This window comes from Streptomyces sp. NBC_01551, assembly GCF_026339935.1.
GTDB lineage: Bacteria > Actinomycetota > Actinomycetes > Streptomycetales > Streptomycetaceae > Streptomyces.
Genome location: NZ_JAPEPX010000001.1, coordinates 1455598 through 1476600, shown reverse-complemented (window position 1 = coordinate 1476600; position 21003 = coordinate 1455598). Strand labels below are relative to the sequence as shown.

Annotated in this window: 22 protein-coding genes and 1 pseudogene; 15 read left to right on the top strand and 8 right to left on the bottom strand. The window is 73.2% G+C overall.

Annotated features, from left to right (window positions below; all coding sequences use genetic code 11):
* The first annotated feature begins 45 nt into the window (after positions 1-45).
* Genes OG982_RS06620 through OG982_RS06610 form a run of 3 tightly spaced genes read left to right on the top strand, consistent with a single transcriptional unit; the run spans position 46 to position 1345 of the window.
* The gene (locus OG982_RS06620; protein WP_266788925.1) at positions 46-351 is read left to right on the top strand and encodes a hypothetical protein; all 306 of its coding nucleotides are present in this window, start codon (positions 46-48) and stop codon (positions 349-351) included.
* A gap of 9 nt (positions 352-360) precedes the next feature.
* Positions 361-540: a hypothetical protein gene (locus OG982_RS06615; RefSeq protein ID WP_266948124.1), complete on the top strand. Its 180-nt coding sequence runs from the start codon at positions 361-363 to the stop codon at positions 538-540.
* Positions 541-598: 58 nt separating this feature from the next.
* The gene (locus tag OG982_RS06610) at positions 599-1345 is read left to right on the top strand and encodes a class I SAM-dependent methyltransferase (protein ID WP_266788927.1); all 747 of its coding nucleotides are present in this window, start codon (positions 599-601) and stop codon (positions 1343-1345) included.
* A gap of 9 nt (positions 1346-1354) precedes the next feature.
* Here the strand turns inward: OG982_RS06610 and OG982_RS06605 are convergent, their stop codons facing one another.
* Positions 1355-2338 (bottom strand): acyl-CoA dehydrogenase family protein, encoded by a 984-nt coding sequence (locus OG982_RS06605; RefSeq protein WP_266948122.1) that lies wholly within the window; start codon positions 2336-2338, stop codon positions 1355-1357.
* Positions 2338-3483, bottom strand: a complete 1146-nt coding sequence (locus tag OG982_RS06600) for an acyl-CoA dehydrogenase family protein (RefSeq protein ID WP_266948120.1) — start codon at positions 3481-3483, stop codon at positions 2338-2340. The genes OG982_RS06605 and OG982_RS06600 overlap by 1 nt, the downstream gene beginning before the upstream one ends.
* A 93-nt stretch (positions 3484-3576) precedes the next feature.
* On the opposite strand from OG982_RS06600, the gene OG982_RS06595 reads away from it, so the two are divergent.
* The 5 genes from OG982_RS06595 to OG982_RS06575 all read left to right on the top strand — a co-directional run bounded on the left by OG982_RS06595 (position 3577) and on the right by OG982_RS06575 (position 8377).
* Positions 3577-4359: an SDR family oxidoreductase gene (locus tag OG982_RS06595; RefSeq protein ID WP_266792163.1), complete on the top strand. Its 783-nt coding sequence runs from the start codon at positions 3577-3579 to the stop codon at positions 4357-4359.
* A 15-nt stretch (positions 4360-4374) separates the two neighbouring features.
* On the top strand, positions 4375-4989 hold the full coding sequence (locus OG982_RS06590; protein WP_266788933.1) for a TetR/AcrR family transcriptional regulator: 615 nt from the start codon (positions 4375-4377) through the stop codon (positions 4987-4989).
* A 23-nt stretch (positions 4990-5012) separates the two neighbouring features.
* Positions 5013-6170, top strand: coding sequence for an acetyl-CoA C-acetyltransferase (locus OG982_RS06585; protein ID WP_266788935.1), 1158 nt, complete (start codon positions 5013-5015; stop codon positions 6168-6170).
* Positions 6171-6381: 211 nt separating this feature from the next.
* On the top strand, positions 6382-6585 hold the full coding sequence (locus OG982_RS06580) for a cold-shock protein (protein ID WP_052872633.1): 204 nt from the start codon (positions 6382-6384) through the stop codon (positions 6583-6585).
* Positions 6586-6694: 109 nt separating this feature from the next.
* Positions 6695-8377 carry a DEAD/DEAH box helicase gene (locus tag OG982_RS06575; RefSeq protein WP_266788937.1) on the top strand — a complete coding sequence of 561 codons (1683 nt, stop codon included), beginning with the start codon at positions 6695-6697 and terminating at the stop codon, positions 8375-8377.
* A 79-nt stretch (positions 8378-8456) separates the two neighbouring features.
* On the opposite strand, the gene OG982_RS06570 is transcribed toward OG982_RS06575, so the two are convergent.
* The 5 genes from OG982_RS06570 to OG982_RS06550 are packed head-to-tail and all read right to left on the bottom strand — an operon-like array spanning position 8457 to position 12898.
* Positions 8457-9389: a tyrosine-protein phosphatase gene (locus OG982_RS06570; protein ID WP_266948118.1), complete on the bottom strand. Its 933-nt coding sequence runs from the start codon at positions 9387-9389 to the stop codon at positions 8457-8459.
* A 30-nt stretch (positions 9390-9419) separates the two neighbouring features.
* Positions 9420-10523, bottom strand: a complete 1104-nt coding sequence (locus tag OG982_RS06565; protein ID WP_266948116.1) for a nitronate monooxygenase family protein — start codon at positions 10521-10523, stop codon at positions 9420-9422.
* A 4-nt stretch (positions 10524-10527) separates the two neighbouring features.
* Complete coding sequence (locus OG982_RS06560; protein ID WP_266788941.1) at positions 10528-11289, bottom strand: CoA-transferase subunit beta; 762 nt, start codon at positions 11287-11289, stop codon at positions 10528-10530.
* Positions 11286-12137: a CoA transferase subunit A gene (locus OG982_RS06555; protein ID WP_266948114.1), complete on the bottom strand. Its 852-nt coding sequence runs from the start codon at positions 12135-12137 to the stop codon at positions 11286-11288. The genes OG982_RS06560 and OG982_RS06555 overlap by 4 nt, the downstream gene beginning before the upstream one ends.
* Complete coding sequence (locus tag OG982_RS06550; protein WP_266788944.1) at positions 12134-12898, bottom strand: enoyl-CoA hydratase family protein; 765 nt, start codon at positions 12896-12898, stop codon at positions 12134-12136. Before OG982_RS06550 ends, OG982_RS06555 begins: the two co-directional genes overlap by 4 nt.
* Before the next feature lie 56 nt (positions 12899-12954).
* Here OG982_RS06550 and OG982_RS06545 point away from each other — a divergent pair, with 56 nt between their 5' ends.
* Both OG982_RS06545 and OG982_RS06540 read left to right on the top strand, forming a co-directional pair.
* Positions 12955-13812 (top strand): SDR family oxidoreductase, encoded by an 858-nt coding sequence (locus tag OG982_RS06545; RefSeq protein ID WP_266788946.1) that lies wholly within the window; start codon positions 12955-12957, stop codon positions 13810-13812.
* Between the two features lies 1 nt (position 13813).
* Positions 13814-14725, top strand: a complete 912-nt coding sequence (locus OG982_RS06540; protein ID WP_266788947.1) for an SDR family oxidoreductase — start codon at positions 13814-13816, stop codon at positions 14723-14725.
* A gap of 130 nt (positions 14726-14855) precedes the next feature.
* On the opposite strand, the gene OG982_RS06535 is transcribed toward OG982_RS06540, so the two are convergent.
* A complete protein-coding gene (locus OG982_RS06535; protein WP_266948112.1) occupies positions 14856-15743 on the bottom strand; it encodes a hypothetical protein in 888 nt (295 codons plus the stop codon).
* A gap of 86 nt (positions 15744-15829) precedes the next feature.
* On the opposite strand from OG982_RS06535, the gene OG982_RS06530 reads away from it, so the two are divergent.
* The 5 genes and pseudogenes from OG982_RS06530 (at position 15830) to pepN (ending at position 20685) form a co-directional block, all read left to right on the top strand.
* A complete protein-coding gene (locus tag OG982_RS06530) occupies positions 15830-16648 on the top strand; it encodes a serine protease (RefSeq protein ID WP_266788949.1) in 819 nt (272 codons plus the stop codon).
* 208 nt (positions 16649-16856) lie between these two features.
* Complete coding sequence (locus OG982_RS06525; RefSeq protein WP_266948110.1) at positions 16857-17525, top strand: response regulator transcription factor; 669 nt, start codon at positions 16857-16859, stop codon at positions 17523-17525.
* A 49-nt stretch (positions 17526-17574) separates the two neighbouring features.
* Positions 17575-17697: pseudogene (locus OG982_RS06520) on the top strand (two-component sensor histidine kinase); the annotation flags it as partial.
* Between the two features lie 110 nt (positions 17698-17807).
* The gene (locus OG982_RS06515) at positions 17808-18128 is read left to right on the top strand and encodes a chorismate mutase (RefSeq protein WP_266788951.1); all 321 of its coding nucleotides are present in this window, start codon (positions 17808-17810) and stop codon (positions 18126-18128) included.
* 43 nt (positions 18129-18171) lie between these two features.
* Positions 18172-20685, top strand: coding sequence for an aminopeptidase N (gene pepN, locus OG982_RS06510; protein ID WP_266948108.1), 2514 nt, complete (start codon positions 18172-18174; stop codon positions 20683-20685).
* Positions 20686-21003 lie beyond the last annotated feature (318 nt).

Here is a 21003-nt window from a genome sequence, read left to right as displayed (position 1 = left end):
CCACCCTTGTGATCAAGCCCAGGGCGTGCCGGGCATGATGTGCTCATGTCCATGTTGCTCCGCAACCTCCTCGTCCTGGCGGTGGAGTCCGGCGCCGCGTACCTCCTGCGGAGCCCGGACCCGGCGCCCTGGATCCCGGTCCTGCTGGCCGTCTTCGTCGTCGGCTCGGGCGTACTGCACGGCACGGACGCCGAGTTCGTGCCGCGCTTCCTGGTCGCGTTCGCGGCGGTGGGCGTGGCGTGGCTGGGCGCGATGGCCTGGGACGCGACCGATTCCGTGCCGGCGGCGGGTGTCGTGGCCCTGCTGGTGATCCAGACGGGCACCCTGATCCGGCACTCGCGGGGCGGCTAGGGTCTCCCCATGCCCGCAACTCCCATGACGACGACGCTGTGGCGCCCGACGGGGCCGGTGGAACTGGAGCTGGTCCAGCAGGCGGGTGGGGAGACGATCCTTGAGCTGTGGGTCCCGGCGGAGGAACTGCCCGAGTTCAACGCCCACATCGTGGGCCGCATCGAAGTGGTCCGGGAGTTCCACCCCTGACGTGGAGAGGGGCCCCCGAACCGTTGGATCCCGCCCCGTGATCGAAAAGAATGGCGGCGTGACCTCTACTCCCCGCGCACGGGCGCGGTCCTTCGATTCCGCAGCCGCGTTGTACGCCGCGTATCGGCCCGGGTACCCCGACGGGCTGTTCGACGCCGTCGAGGAGCTCACCGGGCGGCCGCTCGACGGGGCGCGGGTCGCGGACGTGGGGGCGGGGACCGGGATCGCGACCGGGCCGTTGCACGCCCGGGGGGCGCGGGTGGTCGCCGTCGAGCCGGGCGACGGGATGGCCGCCGAGTTCCGCCGGGCGCACCCCCGGATCCCGCTCGTCCGCGGTGACGGAGACCGGCTGCCGCTCGTCACCGGCGGGTTCGACCTCCTCACGTACGCCCAGGCCTGGCACTGGACCGACCCCGCCCGCTCGGTCCCCGAGGCCCGCCGCGTGCTGCGTCCCGGCGGCGCGCTCGCCATCTGGTGGAACGACATCGACGCGTCCGTCGGCTGGGTCGCCGATCAGGACGCCCGGCTCCGGGCCCTCTTCGACGACCCGGCCGACGGAGTCGGTTTCCGTACCCTTCCCCAGGGCATCGGCTCCGGCTTCACCACCCGCACCGTCGCCTGGTCCCGCCGCATCCCCCTCGACGACCACCTCGCCAACCTCGCCAGCCACTCCGCCTTCCTCCTCCTCGGCGAGCCCGGCACCAGCGCCTTCCTCCGGGCCGAGCGGGCCCGCCTGGCCCCCCTCTTCCCCGACGGGACGGTCGAGGAGCCCTACGTCGTCTCCCTCCACGTCGCCGTCCCCTAGGCAACGGCGCTACCGCCGAGCCGCCAGCACCGCGGCCCGGCAGGCCGCCGGGGTGCCCCACGCGTCCCGGAGCGGGCGGGCCTTGCGCAGCCACAGCGAGAGGTCCAGTTCCTCCGTGTAGCCGACCGCGCCGTGCAGCTGGAGCGCGGTCAGGGCCGCCGCGTACGCCGCCTCGCCCGTCGCGAGCTTCGCGGCCGCGATCTCGCCCGGGTCCAGGGACAGGGCCGCGGCGAAGAGCAGGGGGCGGGCGAACTCCAGCGCGAGGAGCGTGTCCGCCAGGCGGTGCTTGACCGCCTGGAAGGAGCCGATCGGGGTGCCGAACTGGGTGCGCTGCTTCGCGTACGCCACCGTTCGCGCCAGCAGCGCCTCCCCGGTGCCGAGGCACTGCGCCGCCGTCAGGAGCCGGGCCCAGCCGAGTGCCGTCCGCGCCGCCGCCGAGACCGCCGGGCCCGCCGCCAGCGCGGGGCCCGTAGCCGACGGAGCGGACAGCCGGCGCGCCGGGTCCAGGGAGGCGATCACCGCGCCGGCCTGCGCCAACCGCAGCTCCCCGGCCTCCGACACCGTCAGGCAGTACGTCGCCGCGTCCGCGTCGAGCGCGTACGGACTCCCGCCCGGCAGCGTCAGCGTGGCCACCGCCTCGCCGACCGCCAGCCCCGGCACGAAGCGTTTCGCCGCCTCCTCGTCCCCCAGCCGCCCCAGCAGCACGCACGCCGCCGCCGTCTCCACCACCGGCCCCGGCATCCCCGCCCGCCCCAGCTCCACGAACGCGACCGCCAGCTCCACCGGGAGCGGACCCGGCCCCGCGCCCCCGTACGCCTCGTCGGCCGCGAGCGCGAACAGGCCCGTCCGCGCCAGCCGCCCCCACACCGCCCGCCCCGGCCCGTGGTCCCCGGCCGACCAGGCCCGTACCGCCGCCGGCACCTGCGCCGCCGCCAGCAGCCCCCGCACGCTCCGCGCGAAGTCGCACTGCTCCTCCGTCAGCAGGAATCGCATCAGCGGCGCCCCTTCGGCAGGCCGAGCAGCCGCTCGGCGATGATGTCGCGCTGGATCTCGTTCGTGCCCGCGTAGATCGGCCCGGCCAGCGAGAACACCCACGGCTCCGCCCAGGCGCCCTCCGCCAGCTCCGCGTCCGCGCCCAGCAGGTCCAGCGCCGTCTCGTGCAGCGCGATGTCGTACTGCGACCAGAACACCTTGTTCAGGCTGGACTCCGCGCCGATGCTCTCGCCCGCCGCGAACCGGGACGCGTTCGCCCAGGTGAACAGCTCGTACGCGCGCGCCCCCACCACCGCGTCCGCCACCCGGTCGCGCAGCGCGGTGTCCGCCGGATCCCCGGCCGACCGCCACAGCGCGACCAGCCGGTCCGCGGCCGCCAGGAACCGCCCCGGCGAGCGGAGCGTCAGCCCCCGCTCGTTGCCCGTCGTCGACATCGCGATCCGCCAGCCCTGCCCCGGCTCCCCGATGACGTCCTCGTCCGGTACGAAGACCTCGTCCAGGAACAGCTCCGCGAAGGCCGGCTTCCCGTCGAGGCGCCCGATGGGCCGCACCGTCACCCCCGGCGCCCGCAGGTCGAACATCAGGTACGTCAGCCCCTGGTGCGGCTTCGCGGCCGCCGGGTCCGTGCGGAAGATCCCGAAGGCCCGGTCCGCGAACGCCGCCCGCGAGGACCAGGTCTTCTGCCCGGACAGCAGCCAGCCGCCCTCCGTGCGCACCGCCCGCGACGCCAGCGAGGCCAGGTCCGACCCCGACTCCGGCTCCGACCAGGCCTGCGCCCAGATCACCTCGCCGCTCGCCATCGACGGCAGCACCAGCGCCCGCTGCTGAGGCGTCGCGTGGTCGAACAGGGTCGGGGCCAGCAGGCTGATGCCGTTCTGCGAGACCCGTCCGGGCGCGCCCGCCGCCCAGTACTCCTCCTCGAAGACCAGCCAGCGCTCGATGTCCGCGCCCCGGCCCCCGTACTCCTCGGGCCAGGACACCGCCGACCAGCGGTCCGCGTGCAGCAGCGCCTCCCACTCCCGGTGCGCCGCGAAGCCCTCGGCCGTCTCCAGGGAGGGGAGGGGAGCAGCCGGGACGTGGCCGGCGAGCCAGGCGCGCGCCTCGGCTCGGAAGGCCTCCACCTCCGGTGCGTGGGTCAGGTCCATCAGCCGCTCGCCTCCGTCGCGGGGGCCCTCTCGCGGGTTCCCCGGCAGGTGTTCCCTAACAAGTGTTTGGTAGGTTAACGTACCGCCATGGGCATGAACACCCCCGACTACGTGCCGGGCCACGGGCTGCTCCAAGGCCGCACCGCCGTCATCACCGCCGCCGCCGGAGCCGGCATCGGCGGGGCCACCGCCCGCCGCTTCCTGGAGGAGGGCGCCCGCATCCTGATCAGCGATGCGCACGCCCGCCGGCTGAAGGAGAGCGAGGAGGCCCTCGCCGCCGAGTTCGGGGCGCGGCGGATCTCCTCCCTGCCCTGCGACGTGACGGACGAGGAGCAGGTCCGGGCCCTGTTCGCGCGCGCCGAGCAGACCCACGGCGGCCTGGACGTCGTCGTCAACAACGCCGGACTCGGCGGCACCGCCGCCCTCGTCGACATGACCGACGAGCAGTGGGGCCGGGTCCTCGACGTCACCCTGAACGGCACCTTCCGCTGCACCCGCGCCGCCCTGCGGTCCTTCCACGCCACCGGCCGCCGCGGCGTCGTCGTCAACAACGCCTCCGTCGTCGGCTGGCGCGCCCAGACGGGCCAGGCCCACTACGCCGCCGCCAAGGCCGGGGTGATGGCCCTGACCCGCTGCGCGGCACTGGAGGCCGCCGGGTTCGGCGTACGGATCAACGCGGTCGCCCCGAGCCTGGCCATGCACCCGCACCTGGTGAAGGTCACCAGCGAGGAGCTGCTGGCCGAGCTGACGGCCCGCGAGGCCTTCGGCCGGTACGCCGAGCCCTGGGAGGTCGCCAACGTCATCGTGTTCCTGGCCAGCGGCTACTCGTCGTACATGACGGGCGAGACCGTTTCGGTCAGCAGCCAGCACGCGTAGGCACAGAATGGGCGCGTGCCAACGAACAAGAAGAAAACCCAGGTGACGGCCTCCCCCGAGCGCCGCCGCGAACTCCTTGCCGTCGCCGCCGAGGTCTTCGCCGCGCAGGGCTACAACGCCACCACCGTCCGCAAGATCGCCGACGCCGCCGGGATGCTCGCCGGCAGCCTGTACTACCACTTCGATTCCAAGGAATCGATGCTCGACGAGATCCTCTCGGCCTTCCTGACCGAGCTGTGGGAGGGGTACGACACCGTCCTCGCCGCCGGTCTCGGCCCCCGGGAGACCATCGAGGCCCTCGTCACCGAATCGTTCCGGGAGATCGACCGGCACCGCGCCGCCGTCGCGATCTACCAGAAGGAGTCCCGGCACCTGTCCGCGCAGCCCCGCTTCCACTACCTCTCCGACTCGCAGCAGAAGTTCGAGAAGGCCTGGCTGGGGACGCTGGAGCGGGGGGTCGCCGCCAAGGTCTTCCGGGCCGACCTGGACATCCGCCTCACCTACCGCTTCGTGCGCGACACGGTGTGGGTCGCGGCGTCCTGGTACCGGCCGGGCGGACAGCACAGCCCCGAGGAGATCGCCCGGCAGTACCTGTCGATGGTGCTGGACGGGATCGCCGTACGCAGCTGACCCGACCGATCTGAGGAGTCCCGATGCCCGAGGCCTACATAGTCGACGCGGTACGCACCCCCGTGGGCCGCCGGGGCGGCGGCCTGTCCCGCGTCCACCCCGCCGACCTCGGGGCACACGTCCTGGGAGCCCTCGTCGCCCGCTCCGGGGTGGACCCGGCCGCGGTGGAGGACGTCGTCTTCGGCTGCCTGGACACCGTCGGCCCGCAGGCCGGCGACATCGCGCGCACCGCGTGGCTGGCGGCCGGGCTGCCCGAGGAGGTGCCGGGAGTCACCGTCGACCGGCAGTGCGGCTCCTCCCAGCAGGCCGTGCACTTCGCCGCCCAGGGCGTCCTCTCCGGGACGCAGGACCTGGTCGTCGCGGGCGGGACGCAGAACATGTCGATGATCCCGATCGCCTTCGCCTCCCGGCAGGCGGCCGAGCCGCTCGGCCTCACCGAGGGGCCCTACGCCGGATCCGAGGGCTGGCGCGCCCGCTACGGGGACGCGCCCGTCAACCAGTTCCACGGCGCGCAGCTCATCGCCGCGAAGTGGGGCATCAGCCGGCGCGACATGGAGGAGTTCGCGCTGCGCTCGCACCAGAGGGCGGTCAGGGCGATCGACGAGGGCCGTTTCGGCCGCGAGACCGTCGCGTACGGGGACGTGACCGTCGACGAGGGGCCCCGCCGGGACACGACCCTGGAGAAGATGGCGGGCCTGCGGCCCGTCGTGGAGGGCGGCACCATCACCGCGGCCGTCTCCTCGCAGGTCTCCGACGGGGCGGCGGCGATGCTGATCGCCTCCGAGCGGGCGGTACGGGAGCACGGGCTGACCCCCAGGGCCCGCATCCACCACCTGTCGGTACGGGGCGAGGACCCGATCCGGATGCTGTCCGCGCCGATCCCCGCGACGGCGTACGCCCTGAAGAAGACCGGCATGTCCCTGGCCGACATCGACCTCGTCGAGATCAACGAGGCGTTCGCCCCGGTCGTCCTGGCCTGGCTGAAGGAGACGGGCGCGGACCCGGAGCGGGTCAACGTCAACGGCGGCGCCATCGCCCTGGGCCACCCCCTGGGAGCGACCGGCGTCAAGCTGATGACCACCCTGCTGCACGAGCTGGAGCGCACGGGCGGGCGCTACGGCCTCCAGACCATGTGCGAGGGCGGCGGCCAGGCCAACGTGACGATCATCGAACGGCTCTAGGCGGCGTCCGGCCGGGGCCCGCCCCGCCCGGGGGACGCAGGTCACACGGGCGGGGCGGCACGCCGGACGGGTGTGTGCTAGCTTTGGGGAGTTGCAGTTGTGGTACCCATGAACTTTATGTGCGCCTGACGGGAATGCTCCGACAGGCGCTTTAATTGTTTTTACCGGAGTCTCCGGATGGGGCCCTTGCCGCCTATTCAGGAGATTCAAAATGGCACTTGGCACCGTGAAGTGGTTCAACTCGGAAAAGGGCTTCGGCTTCATCGAGCAGGACGGTGGCGGTCCGGACGTGTTCGCCCACTACTCGAACATCGCCACCCAGGGCTTCCGTGAGCTCCAGGAGGGCCAGCGCGTGTCCTTCGACGTGACGCAGGGCCAGAAGGGCCCCCAGGCGGAGAACATCGTCCCCGCCTAATTTCTTCAGCATGCCGGGGTCCGCACCGCGAGGTGCGGGCCCCGGCTTGTCTGCTGTTCCGACTTGCTTTGCTTTGTTTTACCTGCCGGTTTCAGGAGGGCTTTCTCGCATGACCAGCTCCAGCTCCGCACGACCCAGCCGCCGCCCCACCCGGGGTCGAGGTGCGGCCCAGGGGCGTCCGAAGACTGGCGCGGGACGGCAGAAGTCCGCGCCCGTTGCCCGGCCCCAGGAATTCACCATGCCCGAACCGCTGACCCCGGCGCTCCCGCCGGTCGCCGCGTTCGAGGACATGGACATGCCCGAGGCGCTGCTGAAGACCCTCGCCGCCCAGGGCGTCACCGAGCCGTTCCCGATCCAGGCCGCCACGCTGCCGAACTCGCTCGCCGGCCGTGACCTGCTCGGCCGCGGCCGCACCGGCTCCGGCAAGACCCTGGCCTTCGGCCTGGCCCTGCTGGCCCGCACCGCCGGGCACCGCGCCCAGCCCAAGCAGCCGCTCGCGCTGGTCCTCGTACCGACGCGCGAACTCGCGCAGCAGGTCACCGACGCCCTCGCCCCGTACGCCACGGCCGTCAACCTGCGCATCGCGACCGTCGTCGGCGGCATGTCGATCAACCGGCAGTCCGGGGCCCTGCGCCGCGGCGCCGAGGTGCTCGTCGCCACCCCCGGCCGCCTCAAGGACCTCATCGACCGCGGTGACGCCGACCTCTCGCAGGTCGCCATCACGGTCCTCGACGAGGCCGACCAGATGACCGACATGGGCTTCATGCCGCAGGTCACCGCCCTGCTCAAGCAGGTCCGGCCCGAGGGCCAGACCATGCTGTTCTCGGCGACCCTCGACAAGAACATCGACAAGCTCGTCAAGATGTTCCTGCACGACCCGGTCGGCCACTCCGTCGACCCGTCGGCCGGCGCGGTCACCACCATGGAGCACCACGTCCTGTACGTCATGGACGAGACCGACAAGAAGGCCGTGGCCACGCGCATAGCCGCTCGCGACGGCCGGGTGATCATGTTCGTCGACACCAAGCGCGGCGTCGACCGCATGGTCAAGAAGCTCCTCGCGGACGGCGTCCGCGCCTCCGGCCTGCACGGCGGGCGCTCCCAGCCGCAGCGCAACCGGACCCTGGACTGGTTCAAGACGGGCGAGGTCACCGCGCTGATCGCCACCAACGTGGCCGCGCGCGGCATCCACATCGACGACCTCGACCTCGTCGTCAACGTGGACCCGCCGACCGACCACAAGGACTACCTGCACCGCGGCGGCCGCACCGCCCGCGCCGGCGAGTCCGGCAGCGTGGTCACCCTGGTCCTGCCCGACCAGCGCCGCGAGATGACCCGCCTGATGTCGGACGCCGGCATCTCCCCGCGCACCGCGCAGATCAAGTCCTCCGACGAGGAGCTGTCCCGCCTCACCGGCGCCAAGGAGCCCTCGGGCATCCCGGTCGTGCTGGAGGTCCCGCAGCCGACGCAGCCCAAGGCGCGCTCCGGTTCCGGCTCCGGCCGGTCCGGCTCCGGTTCCGGCGGCGCCCGCCGTCGCTCCGGTGGCGGCCAGGGCGGCGCCCAGGGCGGCGCGGCCGCTTCCGCCGGTACGGGCGAGGGCCGGCCGCGCCGGGCCCGCTCCGCCGGCGGTCAGGGCGGCGGCGGCCAGAGCGGTGCGCGCGGCCAGGGCGGCCAGTCCGGCGCCCGCGGCCAGGGCGGCGCCCAGGGCGGGGCCCGCTCCGGCGGCGCTCCGGCGGCGGCCCGCCGTCGCTCCGGTGGCGGCCGCTCCGCCGCGGGGCGCGCCAGTTCCTGACGCCTGACGGCTTGAGAGCACACGCCGGTACGCCGGGCAGCGCCACCTGCGCTGCCCGGCGTACCGCTGTCCGGGCCCGTTACCCGACCAGCTTGGACTGGAGCTTCGCCAGCGTCCGCAGGTCCAGGCCGAGACCGTCCGTCAGGTAGCCGTAGAAGCCGCCGAAGTCGGCCTCCATCTGGGCGGTCGCGGAGTCCAGGTAGTCCGCGCGGACCTCCTGGAGCGGGATCAGCAGGTCCGGGTTCTGCATCCGCCCCGACTGCTTCAGGCCCGCGCGGACCTGCGCGTCGTACGCGCCCCGGAACGTGTTGGAGGCCAGGTAGTCGCGCTCGGCGGTGTCCTCGGGCACGGCCAGGGCGCGCAGCAGTACGTAACTCAGCCAGCCCGTACGGTCCTTGCCCGAGGTGCAGTGGTAGAGCAGCGGCCCCTGGCCGCCGTCCGCGATCTCCCGCAGCGTCGCGCCGAACTGCGCCCGGTTCTCGGGGCTCGTCACGAACGTCCGGTAGATGTCGCGCATGTACGCCTCGGCGCGGCCGCCGCCGAGCATCTGCTCCTGCCGGACGGGATCGCCGCTGGAGATCGCCCCGACCAGGGTCCCGTACAGGCCGAGGTCGCTGACCGGGCGCGAGGTGGCGGTGAGTCCGGCGGGCAGCCGGTCGGCGCCGTCGTACTGGAGCTCCATGGGGATGCGGAAGTCGACGACCTTCGTGAGGCCCAGACCGGCGACGGTGGTGACGTCGGCAGCGGTCAGCTTGCTCAGCGCGTCGGAGCGGTAGACCAGCCCCTGACGGACCTTGCCGCCCGTCCAGGTGCGGTAGCCGCCCAGGTCGCGGACGTTGACGGCGCCTTGGAGCGGGATCTGGCGAATCGTTTCGGCTTGCGGGTGCACCCGCGGGTACGCCGACTGGTGCGGGTGCGGGTGCGGGTGCGCGAACGCGGTGGCGGGCAGGCCCGCCATGGCGAGGGCGCAGGTGAGCACCGCGGTCGCCAGGCGGATTCGGGCACGGCTCATCTGTGCGACTCCTGTGGAGGAGAGGGGAGATCACCCTGGTGGTGGCAGGGTGCCGGGCGGGTGCGGAGGGTCGAGCGGGTGTGGGGGGCCCAGGTGGTGCAATCGGTCCAGCACGGTGTGTGCCTCGGCCATGACCCGGCTGACGAGCTCCGCACAGGACGGAAGATCCTCGATCACACCGGCGACCTGGCCTGATGCCATGACGCCGAGGTCCGTACGGCCCTCGACCATGGACGCCTTGAGGAGCATCGGGGTGTTCGCGGCGAGCAGGACCTGGCTCCAGGACAGCTCCTTGCCGTGTTTCATCGCGAGGCCGTCGCGCACCATCCGCGACCAGGACAGCCCCGACAGCTTCCGGAACCCGGCCGCGTGCCGCACCGCCCGGACCAGCGCGCGGGCGCGGCCCGCCCGCTCCAGGGAGGCGACCAGCTCGCTGCGCAGCATCCGGTGCGGCAGCCCGTCGACCGCCGTCGTCACCGTGACGTCCCGGACGCCCGCCTTCAGGTACTCGGCCTTCACCGCGTCCGGGACGGTGGAATCGGAGGTCAGCAGGAACCGCGTGCCCATCGCGATGCCGGCCGCCCCGTACGAGAGCGCCGCGACCAGGCCCCGGCCGTCGTGGAAGCCGCCCGCCGCGATCACGGGGACGTCCACGGCGTCGACCACCTGCGGCACCAGCACCGTCGTGGCGACGTCCCCGGTGTGCCCGCCGCCCTCGCCGCCCTGCACGATCACCGCGTCCGCGCCCCACGCCGCGACCTTCTCGGCGTGCCGGCGCGCCCCGACCGACGGGATGACCACCACGCCGGCGTCCTTCAGCCGCGCGATCAGCTCCTTCGACGGGGCCAGCGCGAACGAGGCCACCCGTACGCCCTCGTCGACGATCAGCCGGGCCCGCTCGGCCGCGTCCCCGGCGTCCGCGCGCAGGTTCACCCCGAACGGGGCGTCCGTACGGGACGCGACCTCCCGTACCGCGGAGCGCAGCTGCTCCAGGGTCATCGTCGCCGAGGCCAGGATCCCCAGGGCGCCCGCGTTCGCCGCCGCCGACACCAGGCGGGGTCCGGCGACCCAGCCCATGCCCGTCTGCACGATCGGGTGCTCGACACCGACCAGCTTCGTGAAGGCCGTCTCCATCGCCTCAGACCCGCACTTCCCGCTCGCGCAGGCCCTTGGGGTCGATCACCTCGCGGATCAGCGCCAGCTCCCGGGCCGTCGGCTCGCGGGTGTACGGGACCTCGGCGGTCACGGCCAGCTCGAACCCGGTCGCCGCCCGAACCTGCTCGACGGTGACCCCCGGGTGCAGGGAGGCCAGCCGCATGCTGTGACCGGGGCCGGTGAAATCGAAGACGCCGAGATCGCTGACCACCCGGGGCAGCCGGTGGAAGCGGGTCACCCCCGCCGCCTCGGCACGGTCGTAGCCCACCCCGCTGACCATGTCGACCCGCTCGACGAAGACCCGGGTGGAATGCCGGGGCACCCAGTAACTCACGGGGTTGTTGAGGGTGTTGACGGGAGCGCCGCGGACCCCGAGCAGCTGGCGCGAGGGCCGCTCCCAGTCCCCGATGCAGGAGATGTTCTGGTTGCCGAACCGGTCGATCTGGCTCGCGCCCATCATCACGTGCCGCCGGCCGCCCGTGACCATCGTGAGGTGACGGCGATACGGGAGCCAGCCCTCGGCCGCCCCGTCCAGGCCGACCAGCATCGCCTCGCCGTCCGTCAGCAGCAGGTCGGGGGAGAACGTCCGCTTCGCCAGCCGCGCCCCGAACGAGGGGATCAGGCCCATCGGGCTGGCGAGCACCTCCCCGTTGTCCCGCCAGGCCTCGGCGCAGGCGATCACGCAGTACTCGGCGCGGCTGACGCCGGTCCCCGCCGTGCTCGCGGTACTGGTGCTGCTGCTCACTGCTGCTCCTCCTGCCAGGCCCGGACGGCCGACTGGTAGTCGTGTTCGCTCCCGCCGGAGAGGAAGCGGGCGGCGAACTGTGGCCAGGGGGTGGTCGCGTACAGCTTCTGGAACGCCTCGTCGCGGTCGTAGTCGGGGACGCAGGAGGTGAAGTGCGCGCCGTTCGGGCACTCCACCACCCCGGTGACCGAATGCCGGCTCACCAGCAGCGACTGCGGCGGGCCCGCCTTGGACAGCTCGGCGGTCTCCACGAGCTGCTCGCAGGAGACGTAGGCGGCGTCGGCGGCCTCGCAGAACAGGTCGTCGAAGTACGGGTCGGGGCCCAGGTACTGGGCGTTGCCGAGCCGGTCGGCCCGGTTGAGGTGGACGAGCGCGGCGTCCATCCGCAGCGCGGGGACGGCGACGAGCTCCTCGCCGTCCTCGTACGGGGAGGTGACGGTGCGCAGCTGCGGGTTGACCCGCATGACGTCGGAGCCGAGGCCCGCGCGGACGGGGAGGAAGGGCAGCCGGTTCGCGGCGGCGTGCAGGCCCCACATGAACATGGCCTCGTCCAGCTCGGTGAGGGCGATCGCGCCGCTTTCGCGGGCGGCCCGGAAGTGCGGCTCCAGCGGGATCGAGTCGAGGGTGGCGAAGGGGGCGACGAGCTGTCGGATCCGGCCCGCCGCGGCCAGCAGGCCCACGTCGGGGCCGCCGTACGAGATCACGGTCAGATCGGTGATCTCGGACCGGAGCAGCGCTCTGACCAGGGCCATCGGCTTGCGCCGGGAGCCCCAGCCGCCGATGCCGAGGGTCATCCCGCTGCGCAGCTGCCCGACCACGTCTTCGGGGGTCATGGACTTGTCGGTCATGAGCGCTCCTTCTCCCCGGGGGCGGCCTGTGCGAAGGTGTCGCGGATCCGGTCGGCGACGCCGCTGAGGTTGGCCTCGAAGGTGAAGCCCTGCTCGAAGCGGTAGCTGCGGCGCACGTCCACGGGGTCGATGCCGTTGATGGCCGCCTTGGCGAGCCGGATCAGGTAGCCGTCCTTCCGCGCGATCTCGGCGGCCAGCTCCAGGGCGGCGGCCCGCAGCTCCGCGCGCGGCACCACCTTCCAGACCGAGCCGTGCGCGTGCAGTTCGGCGGCGGTGGCGGTGCGCGAGGTGTAGTACAGGGCGCGCATCAGGTGCTGGGGGACGAGCCGGGCCAGGTGGGTGGCGGCGCCGAGCGCGCCCCGGTCGAGCTCGGGCAGCCCGAAGGTGGCGTCGTCGCAGGCCACGATCGCGTCGGCGTTGCCGACGAGGCCGATGCCGCCGCCCAGGCAGAAGCCGTGCACGGCCGCGACGACCGGGACCTCGCACTCGTAGACGGCCGCGAACGCCTCGTAGCAGCCGCGGTTGGCGCCGATGAGCGAGGCGTGCCCGGTGTCGCGCTGCATCTCCTTGATGTCGACGCCGGCGTTGAAGCCGCGACCCTCGGCGGCGAGGACCACGCAGCGGGTCTCGGGGTCGCGGCCGGCGGAGCGCAGGGCGTCGGCGAGTTCGTACCAGCCCTGAACGGGGAGCGCGTTGACGGGTGGGAAGTCGACTGTGACAAGTGCCAAGCCCTTGCCCGGGCTTGAGGTGGAGACACCCATGAGCGGATCAGCTACCTTTCCACCAAACATTTGTTAGGTGAGGAAGGTAGCAGCCGATGGAGCTCAACGGGAGGGTTGTCGTCGTCACCGGCGGAACCCGGGGCGTCGGCGCCGGGATCGCCCGGTCGTTCCTCGCGGCGGGGGCGCAGGTCGTCGTCTGCGCGCGGCGGCCGCCGCGGGAACCGGTCGCCGCGGCGGGGCGGGCCGCGTCGTTCACGGCGCTGGACCTGCGCGATCCGGGCGCCGTCGGGGAGTTCTTCGCGGTGGTCGCGGGCCGGTACGGGCGGCTCGACTGCCTGGTCAACAACGCCGGCGGGACCCCGTACCGGCTGCTGGGGGAGGGCGGCGCGGAGCGGCACGCGCGGGTCGTCGAGCTGAACCTGGTGGCGCCGATGACGGCCTCGCTGGCCGCGTACCCGTGGCTGCGCGAGAGCCGGGGCTCGGTCGTGATGATCGGCAGCGTCAGCGGGACCCGCCCCTCGCCCGGCACGGCGGCGTACGGGGCGGCGAAGGCGGGGCTGGAGAGCCTGGCCCGGTCGATGGCCGTGGAATGGGCGCCGGAGGTACGGGTCAACTCGCTGGTGCTGGGCATGGTGAGGACCGAGCTGGCGCACCTGCACTACGGGGACGAGGCGGGGATCGCGGCGGTGGGGGCGACGGTACCGCTGGGGCGGCTGGCGGAGCCCTCGGACGTGGGGGAGGCGGCGGTCTTCCTGGCCTCCGGCCGGGCCGGGTACGTCAGTGGGGCGAGCCTGCTGGTGCACGGGGGCGGGGAACGGCCGGCGTTCTTGGACGCGGCGAATGTGAACAAGGCGAACGCGAACGACGCGAACGCCAACGTGAACGAAGCGAATGTGAATGCGAACGACGCGAATGTGAACGACGCGAAGGTGAACAAGGCGAAGGAGAGTTGAGATGGCGGGAATCGCCGATGGTCGCGTGGTCATCGTCACGGGTGCGGGGCGGGGGCTGGGCCGGGCCCACGCGCTGGCGTTCGCGGCGGAGGGGGCGAAGGTCGTGGTCAACGACCTCGGCGTGGGCCTGGACGGCCAGCCGGGGGAGGACAGCCCGGCCGGACAGGTGGTCGCGGAGATCCGGGCGCTGGGCGGCGAGGCGGTCGCGCACGGCGAGGACATCGCCTCGCCGCAGGGCGCTGCCTCGCTGGTCCGGGCGGCCCTCTCGGCGTTCGGGCGGCTGGACACGCTGGTCAACAACGCCGGGTTCCTGCGGGACCGGATGCTGGTGAACCTGGAGGAGGCGGACTGGGACGCGGTCATGCGGGTGCACCTGAAGGGGCACTTCCTGCCGCTCAAGTACGCCGCCGCGCACTGGCGGGCGGAGGCGAAGGCGGGGCGCGCGGTGGCCGCGCGGGTGGTCAACACCTCCTCGGGGGCCGGGCTGTTGGGCTCGGTGGGGCAGGGCAACTACAGCGCGGCCAAGGCGGGGATCCTGGGGATGACGCTGGTCGCGGCGGCGGAGATGGGGCGGTACGGGGTGCAGGTCAACGCGATCGCGCCGGCGGCGCGGACCCGGATGACCGAGCAGACGTTCGCCGAGACGATGGCGGACCCGGGGGAGGGCGCGTTCGACGCGATGGCCCCGGAGAACGTGTCGCCGCTGGTGGTCTGGCTCGGCTCGGACGCGTCGGAGGGGGTGACGGGGCGCGTCTTCGAGGCGGAGGGGGGCCGGATCACCGTGATGGAGGGCTGGCGGCCGGGCCCCACCGCCGACCGCGGCGCGCGCTGGACCCCGTCGGAGGCGGGCGAGACGGCGGTCAAGCTGCTCTCGCGGGCGCAGGCGCCGCATCCGGTGTACGGGGCGCAGTAGTCGCGACCGGCCGCGAAAGGATCCGGGCCCGGCCCCCTGGCGAGGGGTCGGGCCCGGATCCTGCACTTGTGCGTGGGGTATCTGTACCCACCACCGCACCGCTCTGAACCGCCTCGGCCGCATCGGGTTGTCAGGTGTCGCAGTCGAGCGTCGTGCGGCACAGCCCGCAGCGGGCGGTGAGCCGTCCCCGGACGGGCAGGCGCAGCCGCTGCGCGCAGGCCGGGCAGGGGAACTCCACCCGGAGCCCGCCGTCGTGGCGGGTGAAGCGGTACGAGGATCCGGGCGCGGCCGCGCCGGTCCGGCGGGCGGCCGCGTAGCGGCGGCGCTCCGCCCAGCCCGCGGCCGCCAGGGGGGCCCGGCGGTGGTCCTGGGCGGCCCGGGCGCGGCCGCGCACGTAGGCCTCGTACGCCTGGGGGCTGGTGAACCAGGCGGAGAGGTCCTCGCCGAGCAGGCCGGCGCGCTTGGCGAGGACGTAGCCGAACTCCTCGGGGGTGAGGTAGCCGAGCTTCTGGTGGGTCAGGGCGTCCTCGCGGTAGGCGTCGAGGAGCAGCCAGCCGGGCCCGAGGCAGGCGGCGGCGGTGTCGGTGAGGATCTCGTTCTCCGCGGTGGCCGGGAAGCGCAGGTCCAGGCGGTGCAGCAGGACGTGGGTGACCTCGTGGGCGAGGGCCGCCGCCAGATCGCGGCGGTGGGTGCGGAAGCGGTCGTTAACCTCGATGAAGTACTCCGGGCCCGCGGTCAGTTCGACGGTCGCCGCGTGCTCCATGGACCGGAAGCCGATCAGCATCCGGGCGTCGGGCAGCCGCAGGGCGCGCACCATCGCGGAGGCCACCCGCTGGGCGCCGAGGTAGAGGTCGTCCTCGGCGCCGAAGGCCGCGTCGGCAGGGGCGAAGGGGGTGTCGTAGGCGCGGAAACCGTCGTACGAGAGCCGCCGCAAGAGGGCCGTGATCGAGCGGCGGACGGTGTCCAGATGCGGAAATCCGTGTTCGACCGGCCGGTTCCGGCCGCCGTTCTCCGTCATCGCGACCCTCTCGCCGGAAGTTGGCCAAAAACACGTTCTTGATGCCGGACATACGTCCGCTGTGTCATGGACGTGTCATTCACCCGATGACGCGCACGGCCCAACCCCCCACGAAAGGCAGTGTGTTGACTGTGTCCACCCTTGCCCGAACCATCAAGCGCACCCTCGCCGTCGGCGCTGTCGCCCTCGCGGCCGTCAGCCTCCAGCCCGCCAACGCCGGCGCCGCGCCCGCGCCCGTCGTCGGCGGCACCCGCGCCGCCCAGGGCGAGTTCCCCTTCATGGTCCGGCTCTCCATGGGCTGCGGCGGCGCCCTCTACACCCAGCAGATCGTGCTCACCGCCGCCCACTGCGTGAACGGCTCCGGCAACAACACCTCCATCACCGCCACCGCCGGGGTCGTCGACCTCAACAGCTCCAGCGCCGTCAAGGTCAAGTCCACCAAGGTCCTCCAGGCCCCCGGCTACAACGGCAAGGGCAAGGACTGGGCCCTCATCAAACTCGCCAAGCCCATCAACCTGCCCACCCTCAAGATCGCCGACACCAAGGCCTACGACAACGGCACCTTCACCGTCGCCGGCTGGGGCGCCACCCGCGAGGGCGGCGGCCAGCAGCGGTACCTGATGAAGGCCACCGTGCCGTTCGTCTCCGACGCGAGCTGCCAGAGCGCCTACGGCAGCGACCTGGTACCCGGCGAGGAGATCTGCGCCGGCCTGCCCCAGGGCGGCGTCGACACCTGTCAGGGCGACTCCGGCGGCCCCATGTTCCGCCGCGACAACAACAACGCCTGGATCCAGGTCGGCATAGTCAGCTGGGGCGAGGGCTGCGCCCGGCCCAACTTCCCCGGCGTCTACACCGAGGTCTCCACCTTCGCCACGGCCATCAAGAACGCCGCCGCGACCCTCTGACCCGCACCCCGAGGACCCCTCGTCCTTCCGGCCGAGCGCGAACCGGCCGGAAGGACGAGGCACGGCGCCCCGCACGTACGCAACGTCTGAGGAAGCGCCGCGAGGCCGGCGTCCTCCCGACGGCCCGCCGCTCGGTTGCGGGCCGACGCGCGCCCCGGTCCCCTGGAAGGGACGCATCGGCAGCGGGAGACAGTGGGGCAGGCAGCGCATGACGATCAGAGTGGTCATCGCGGACGACCAGGACATGGTCAGAACCGGATTCCGGATGATCCTCGAAAGCCAGCCCGACCTGGAAGTCGTCGCCGACGCCGAGGACGGCGAGGCCGCGCTCGCCGCGGTCGCGGAGCACCGGCCGGACGTCCTGCTCCTCGACATCCGAATGCCGAAACTCGACGGCCTCGAAGTCATCCGGCGACTGACCGCCCGGGACACCGACAAGCCGCGCATCGTCATCGTCACCACCTTCGACCTCGACGAGTACGTCCACGCGGCGCTCCACGGCGGAGCGTCCGGCTTCCTCCTGAAAGACGCGAGCCCGGCCATGCTGGTTGAGGCTGTCCGCGCGGCCGCCGCCGGCGACGCGCTGGTCTCGCCCGCCATCACCGTGCGGCTGCTGCGCGAGATGGCCCCGCCCACCCCGGCCGCCGCCCAGGCGGCCCGCCGCCCCGCCGAACCCCTCACGGACCGGGAGCGGGACGTCGTACGGTGCGTCGCGCGCGGCCTGACCAGCGCCGAGATCGCGGGCGAGCTGTACGTCTCGCTGTCCACCGTCAAGACCCACCTGGCCAACGTCCAGGCCGAACTCGACGCCCGCAACCGCGTCGAGATCGCCGCCTGGGCCTGGGAATCGGGCCTGGCGTCGACCCCAGCGACGTGACGATGCCCATGCCGTCCGGCCCATCCGGCGCACCCCCGCCCTCCACAACGCCCGCGGCGGGGGCCACGGCCTCGCCGGAATGGCCGAGCGCGCCGAGGCCCTCGGCGGCACCCTCAGCGCCGGCCCCGCCCCCGAAGGCGGCTGGCTCGTCACCGCCACCCTGCCCCTGTGACCAGCCCGCGCGCCCCCCTGGCGCCCCCCTGCCGACCCCGTCCCACCAGCGCGTCTCAAGGGCCGACTGCCCGACGAAGAGATCACCCGCGCCACGTATTCTCGGGAACCATGAACAGCAGCGACACCGACCAGACCGACGAGAACGTCTCCGCCGAACTGGCCCGCCTGCGGGACAGCATCGACAACATCGACGCGGCGGTGGTCCACATGCTCGCCGAGCGCTTCAAGTGCACCCAGCAGGTCGGCCACCTCAAGGCCAAGCACCAGCTGCCGCCGGCCGACCCCACCCGCGAGGCCAGCCAGATCGCCCGCCTGCGCGAACTCGCCGAAAGCGCCAAACTCGACCCCGCCTTCGCGGAGAAACTCCTCAACTTCATCATCGCCGAGGTCATCCGCCACCACGAGACGATCGCCGCAGGCGAAGACTGAGCGAGCCTGGGGCCCGGCACCGCTTTGCGGCAGCATGGGCCCCATGTCCGCACTGACACGCACCGAAGCGCAGCTCCGAGCCCAGGCCCTCGACGTCCACCACTACGCCGTCGCCCTCGACCTCACCGTCGGCGACGACACCTTCGACTCCACCGTCGTCATCCGGTTCCGCGTCCACGCCGACGCCACCGACACCTTCGTGGAGCTGAAACCGGACGAACTGCGCTCCGCCACACTCGACGGCGCCCCCCTCGACCCCGCCGCCCTCAACGGCAACCGCCTCCCCCTCACCGGGCTCGGCGAAGGCGACCACGAACTGCGCGTCGACGCCCGGATGCGCTACTCCCGCACCGGCGAAGGCCTGCACCGCTTCACCGACCCCGCGGACGGGGAGACGTACGTCTACTCCCAGATGTTCCTGGACGACGTCCAGCGTGTCTTCGCGGCCTTCGACCAGCCCGACCTCAAAGCCGTCTTCGAGTTCACCGTCACCGCCCCCGCGCACTGGACGGTCCTCGCCAACGGCATCACCGAACGCACCGGCCAACGCGACGGCGACGGCGCCGGAATCTGGCAGTCCGCCCCGACGCCCGTGATCGCCACCTACCTCGCCGCCGTCGCCGCGGGCCCCTGGCACAGCATCCGCACCCGGCACGCCGGACTCCCCTTCGCCATCCACTGCCGCCGCTCCCTCGCCCCCCACCTCGACGCCGACGCCGCGGAAATCCTCTCCATCACCACCGACTGCTACGACCGCTACCACGAGAAGTTCTCCGAGCCCTACCCCTTCGACTCCTACGACCAGGCCTTCGTCCCCGAGTTCAACGCCGGCGCCATGGAGAACCCCGGCCTGGTCACCTTCCGCGACGAGTTCGTCTTCCGCTCCGCCGTCACCGACACCGAACGCCAGCGCCGCGCGATGGTCATCGCCCACGAAATGGCCCACATGTGGTTCGGCGACCTCGTCACCCTGCGCTGGTGGGACGACATCTGGCTCAACGAGTCCTTCGCCGAGTACATGGGCTACCAGACCCTCACCGAAGCCACCCGCTTCACCGGCACCTGGACCCAGTTCGGCATGGAACGAAAGCCCTGGGGCTACGACGCCGACCAGCGGCCCTCCACCCACCCCATCGCCCCCGACGCCGCCGCCGTCCCCGACACCGCCTCCGCGCTCCTCAACTTCGACGGCATCTCCTACGCCAAGGGCGCCTCCGCCCTGCGCCAGCTCGTCGCCTGGCTCGGCGAGAAGGACTTCCTCGCCGGCATCAACACCCACTTCACCCGCCACAAGTTCGCCAACGCCTCCCTCGCCGACTTCGTCGACTCCCTCGCCGCCCACACCGACCGCGACGTCCACGCCTGGGCCGAGCGCTGGCTGCGCACCACCGGCGCCGACACCCTCACCCCGCGCGTCGAGGAGAGCACCGACGGCCCGGCCGGCTGGACCCTCACCGTCGACCACGCCGGCAGCCGCCCCCACCACATCGCCGTCGGCGTCTACGACCGGCACCCCGACGACACCCTCGAAGGCCGCGAGCCCTTCACCCTCGACCTGCCGACCGACGAGGTCGTCTCCGTCGCAGGCCCCCGCCCCGCCCTCCTCGTCCTCAACGACGGCGACCTCACCTACGCCAAGGTCCGCCTCGACGACGCCTCCGTGAACACCGCCCTGCGCGGCCTCGCCCACATCCCCGACCCGCTCACCCGCGCCGTCGTGTGGACCTCCCTGCGCGACATGGTCCGCGACGGCGAACTCGACCCCGCGACCTACCTCGCCGCCGCCGAGGCCCACCTGCCCGACGAGGACGACCTCGCCATCGTCCAGGGCGTCCTCGCCTTCGCCCGCGAACACGTCGCCCTGCGCTACGTCGCCCCCGGCCGGCGCACCGACGCCCTCGCCACCCTCACCGCGATCGCCCGCGCCCTGCTGCGGCGCACCGAGGACGGCTCCGACCCCGGGCTGCGGCTGGCCGCCGTACGCGCCCTCGTCGACGCCGCCACCCAGCCCGACACCCTCGCCGCCTGGCTGGAGGACGACACCGTGCCCGGCGGCCCCGAACTCGACCCCGAACTGCGCTGGCGCATCCTCGCCCGGCTGTCCGTACTCGGCGCCGTCGGCGAGAGCGAGATCGACGCCGCGCTCGCCGCCGACCCCAGCGCCACCGGCGAGGAAGGCGCCGCCCGCTGCCGGGCCGCCCTGCCCACCGCCGAGGCCAAGGCCGCCGCGTGGCAGCGCATGTTCCACGACGACACCCTGTCCAACTACCTCTTCAAGGCCGTCGCCCAGGGCTTCTGGCAGCCCGAACAGGCCGAACTCGTACGGGACTACGTCCCGCGCTACTTCGCGGACGCCGTCGCCCTCGGAGCCCGCCGCGGCCCCGCCATCGGCGAAGCCGCCGGCTTCTGGGCCTTCCCCGCCTACGCGGTCGACGCGGACACCCTCGAAGCGGGCCGCGCCTGCCTGGAGGACCCGGACATCCTCCCCACCCTGCGCCGCAAGCTCATCGACCAACTCGACGACCTGACCCGCGCCCTCAGCGTCCGCACCACCTGACACCCACGCGGCGCTCCACCCACCACCGGCGGGGCCACCGTCCACCCCCACCGCCGGAGGCACACACCCGCCAAGGCCCCCGCCCCGGCGGGGGCCCCGGCCCACCCGGCACTGCGGCACGCGCCCCGCGGCCCCAGCCGGCCGGGCGGGCTTGGGCGGGGGCTTCGGCCGGCCAGGGGTTCGGGTCACGCGCGGGGGCTTCGGGGGTGCCGGACACGCCCCGAGGAGATCACGGACAAACCCCGGCGGTTACCCCATTCGGGTCTGATCGTTGTACCGCTCGGGAGCCCGGCCCCGTCGCCGCCGCACGGAACCGCA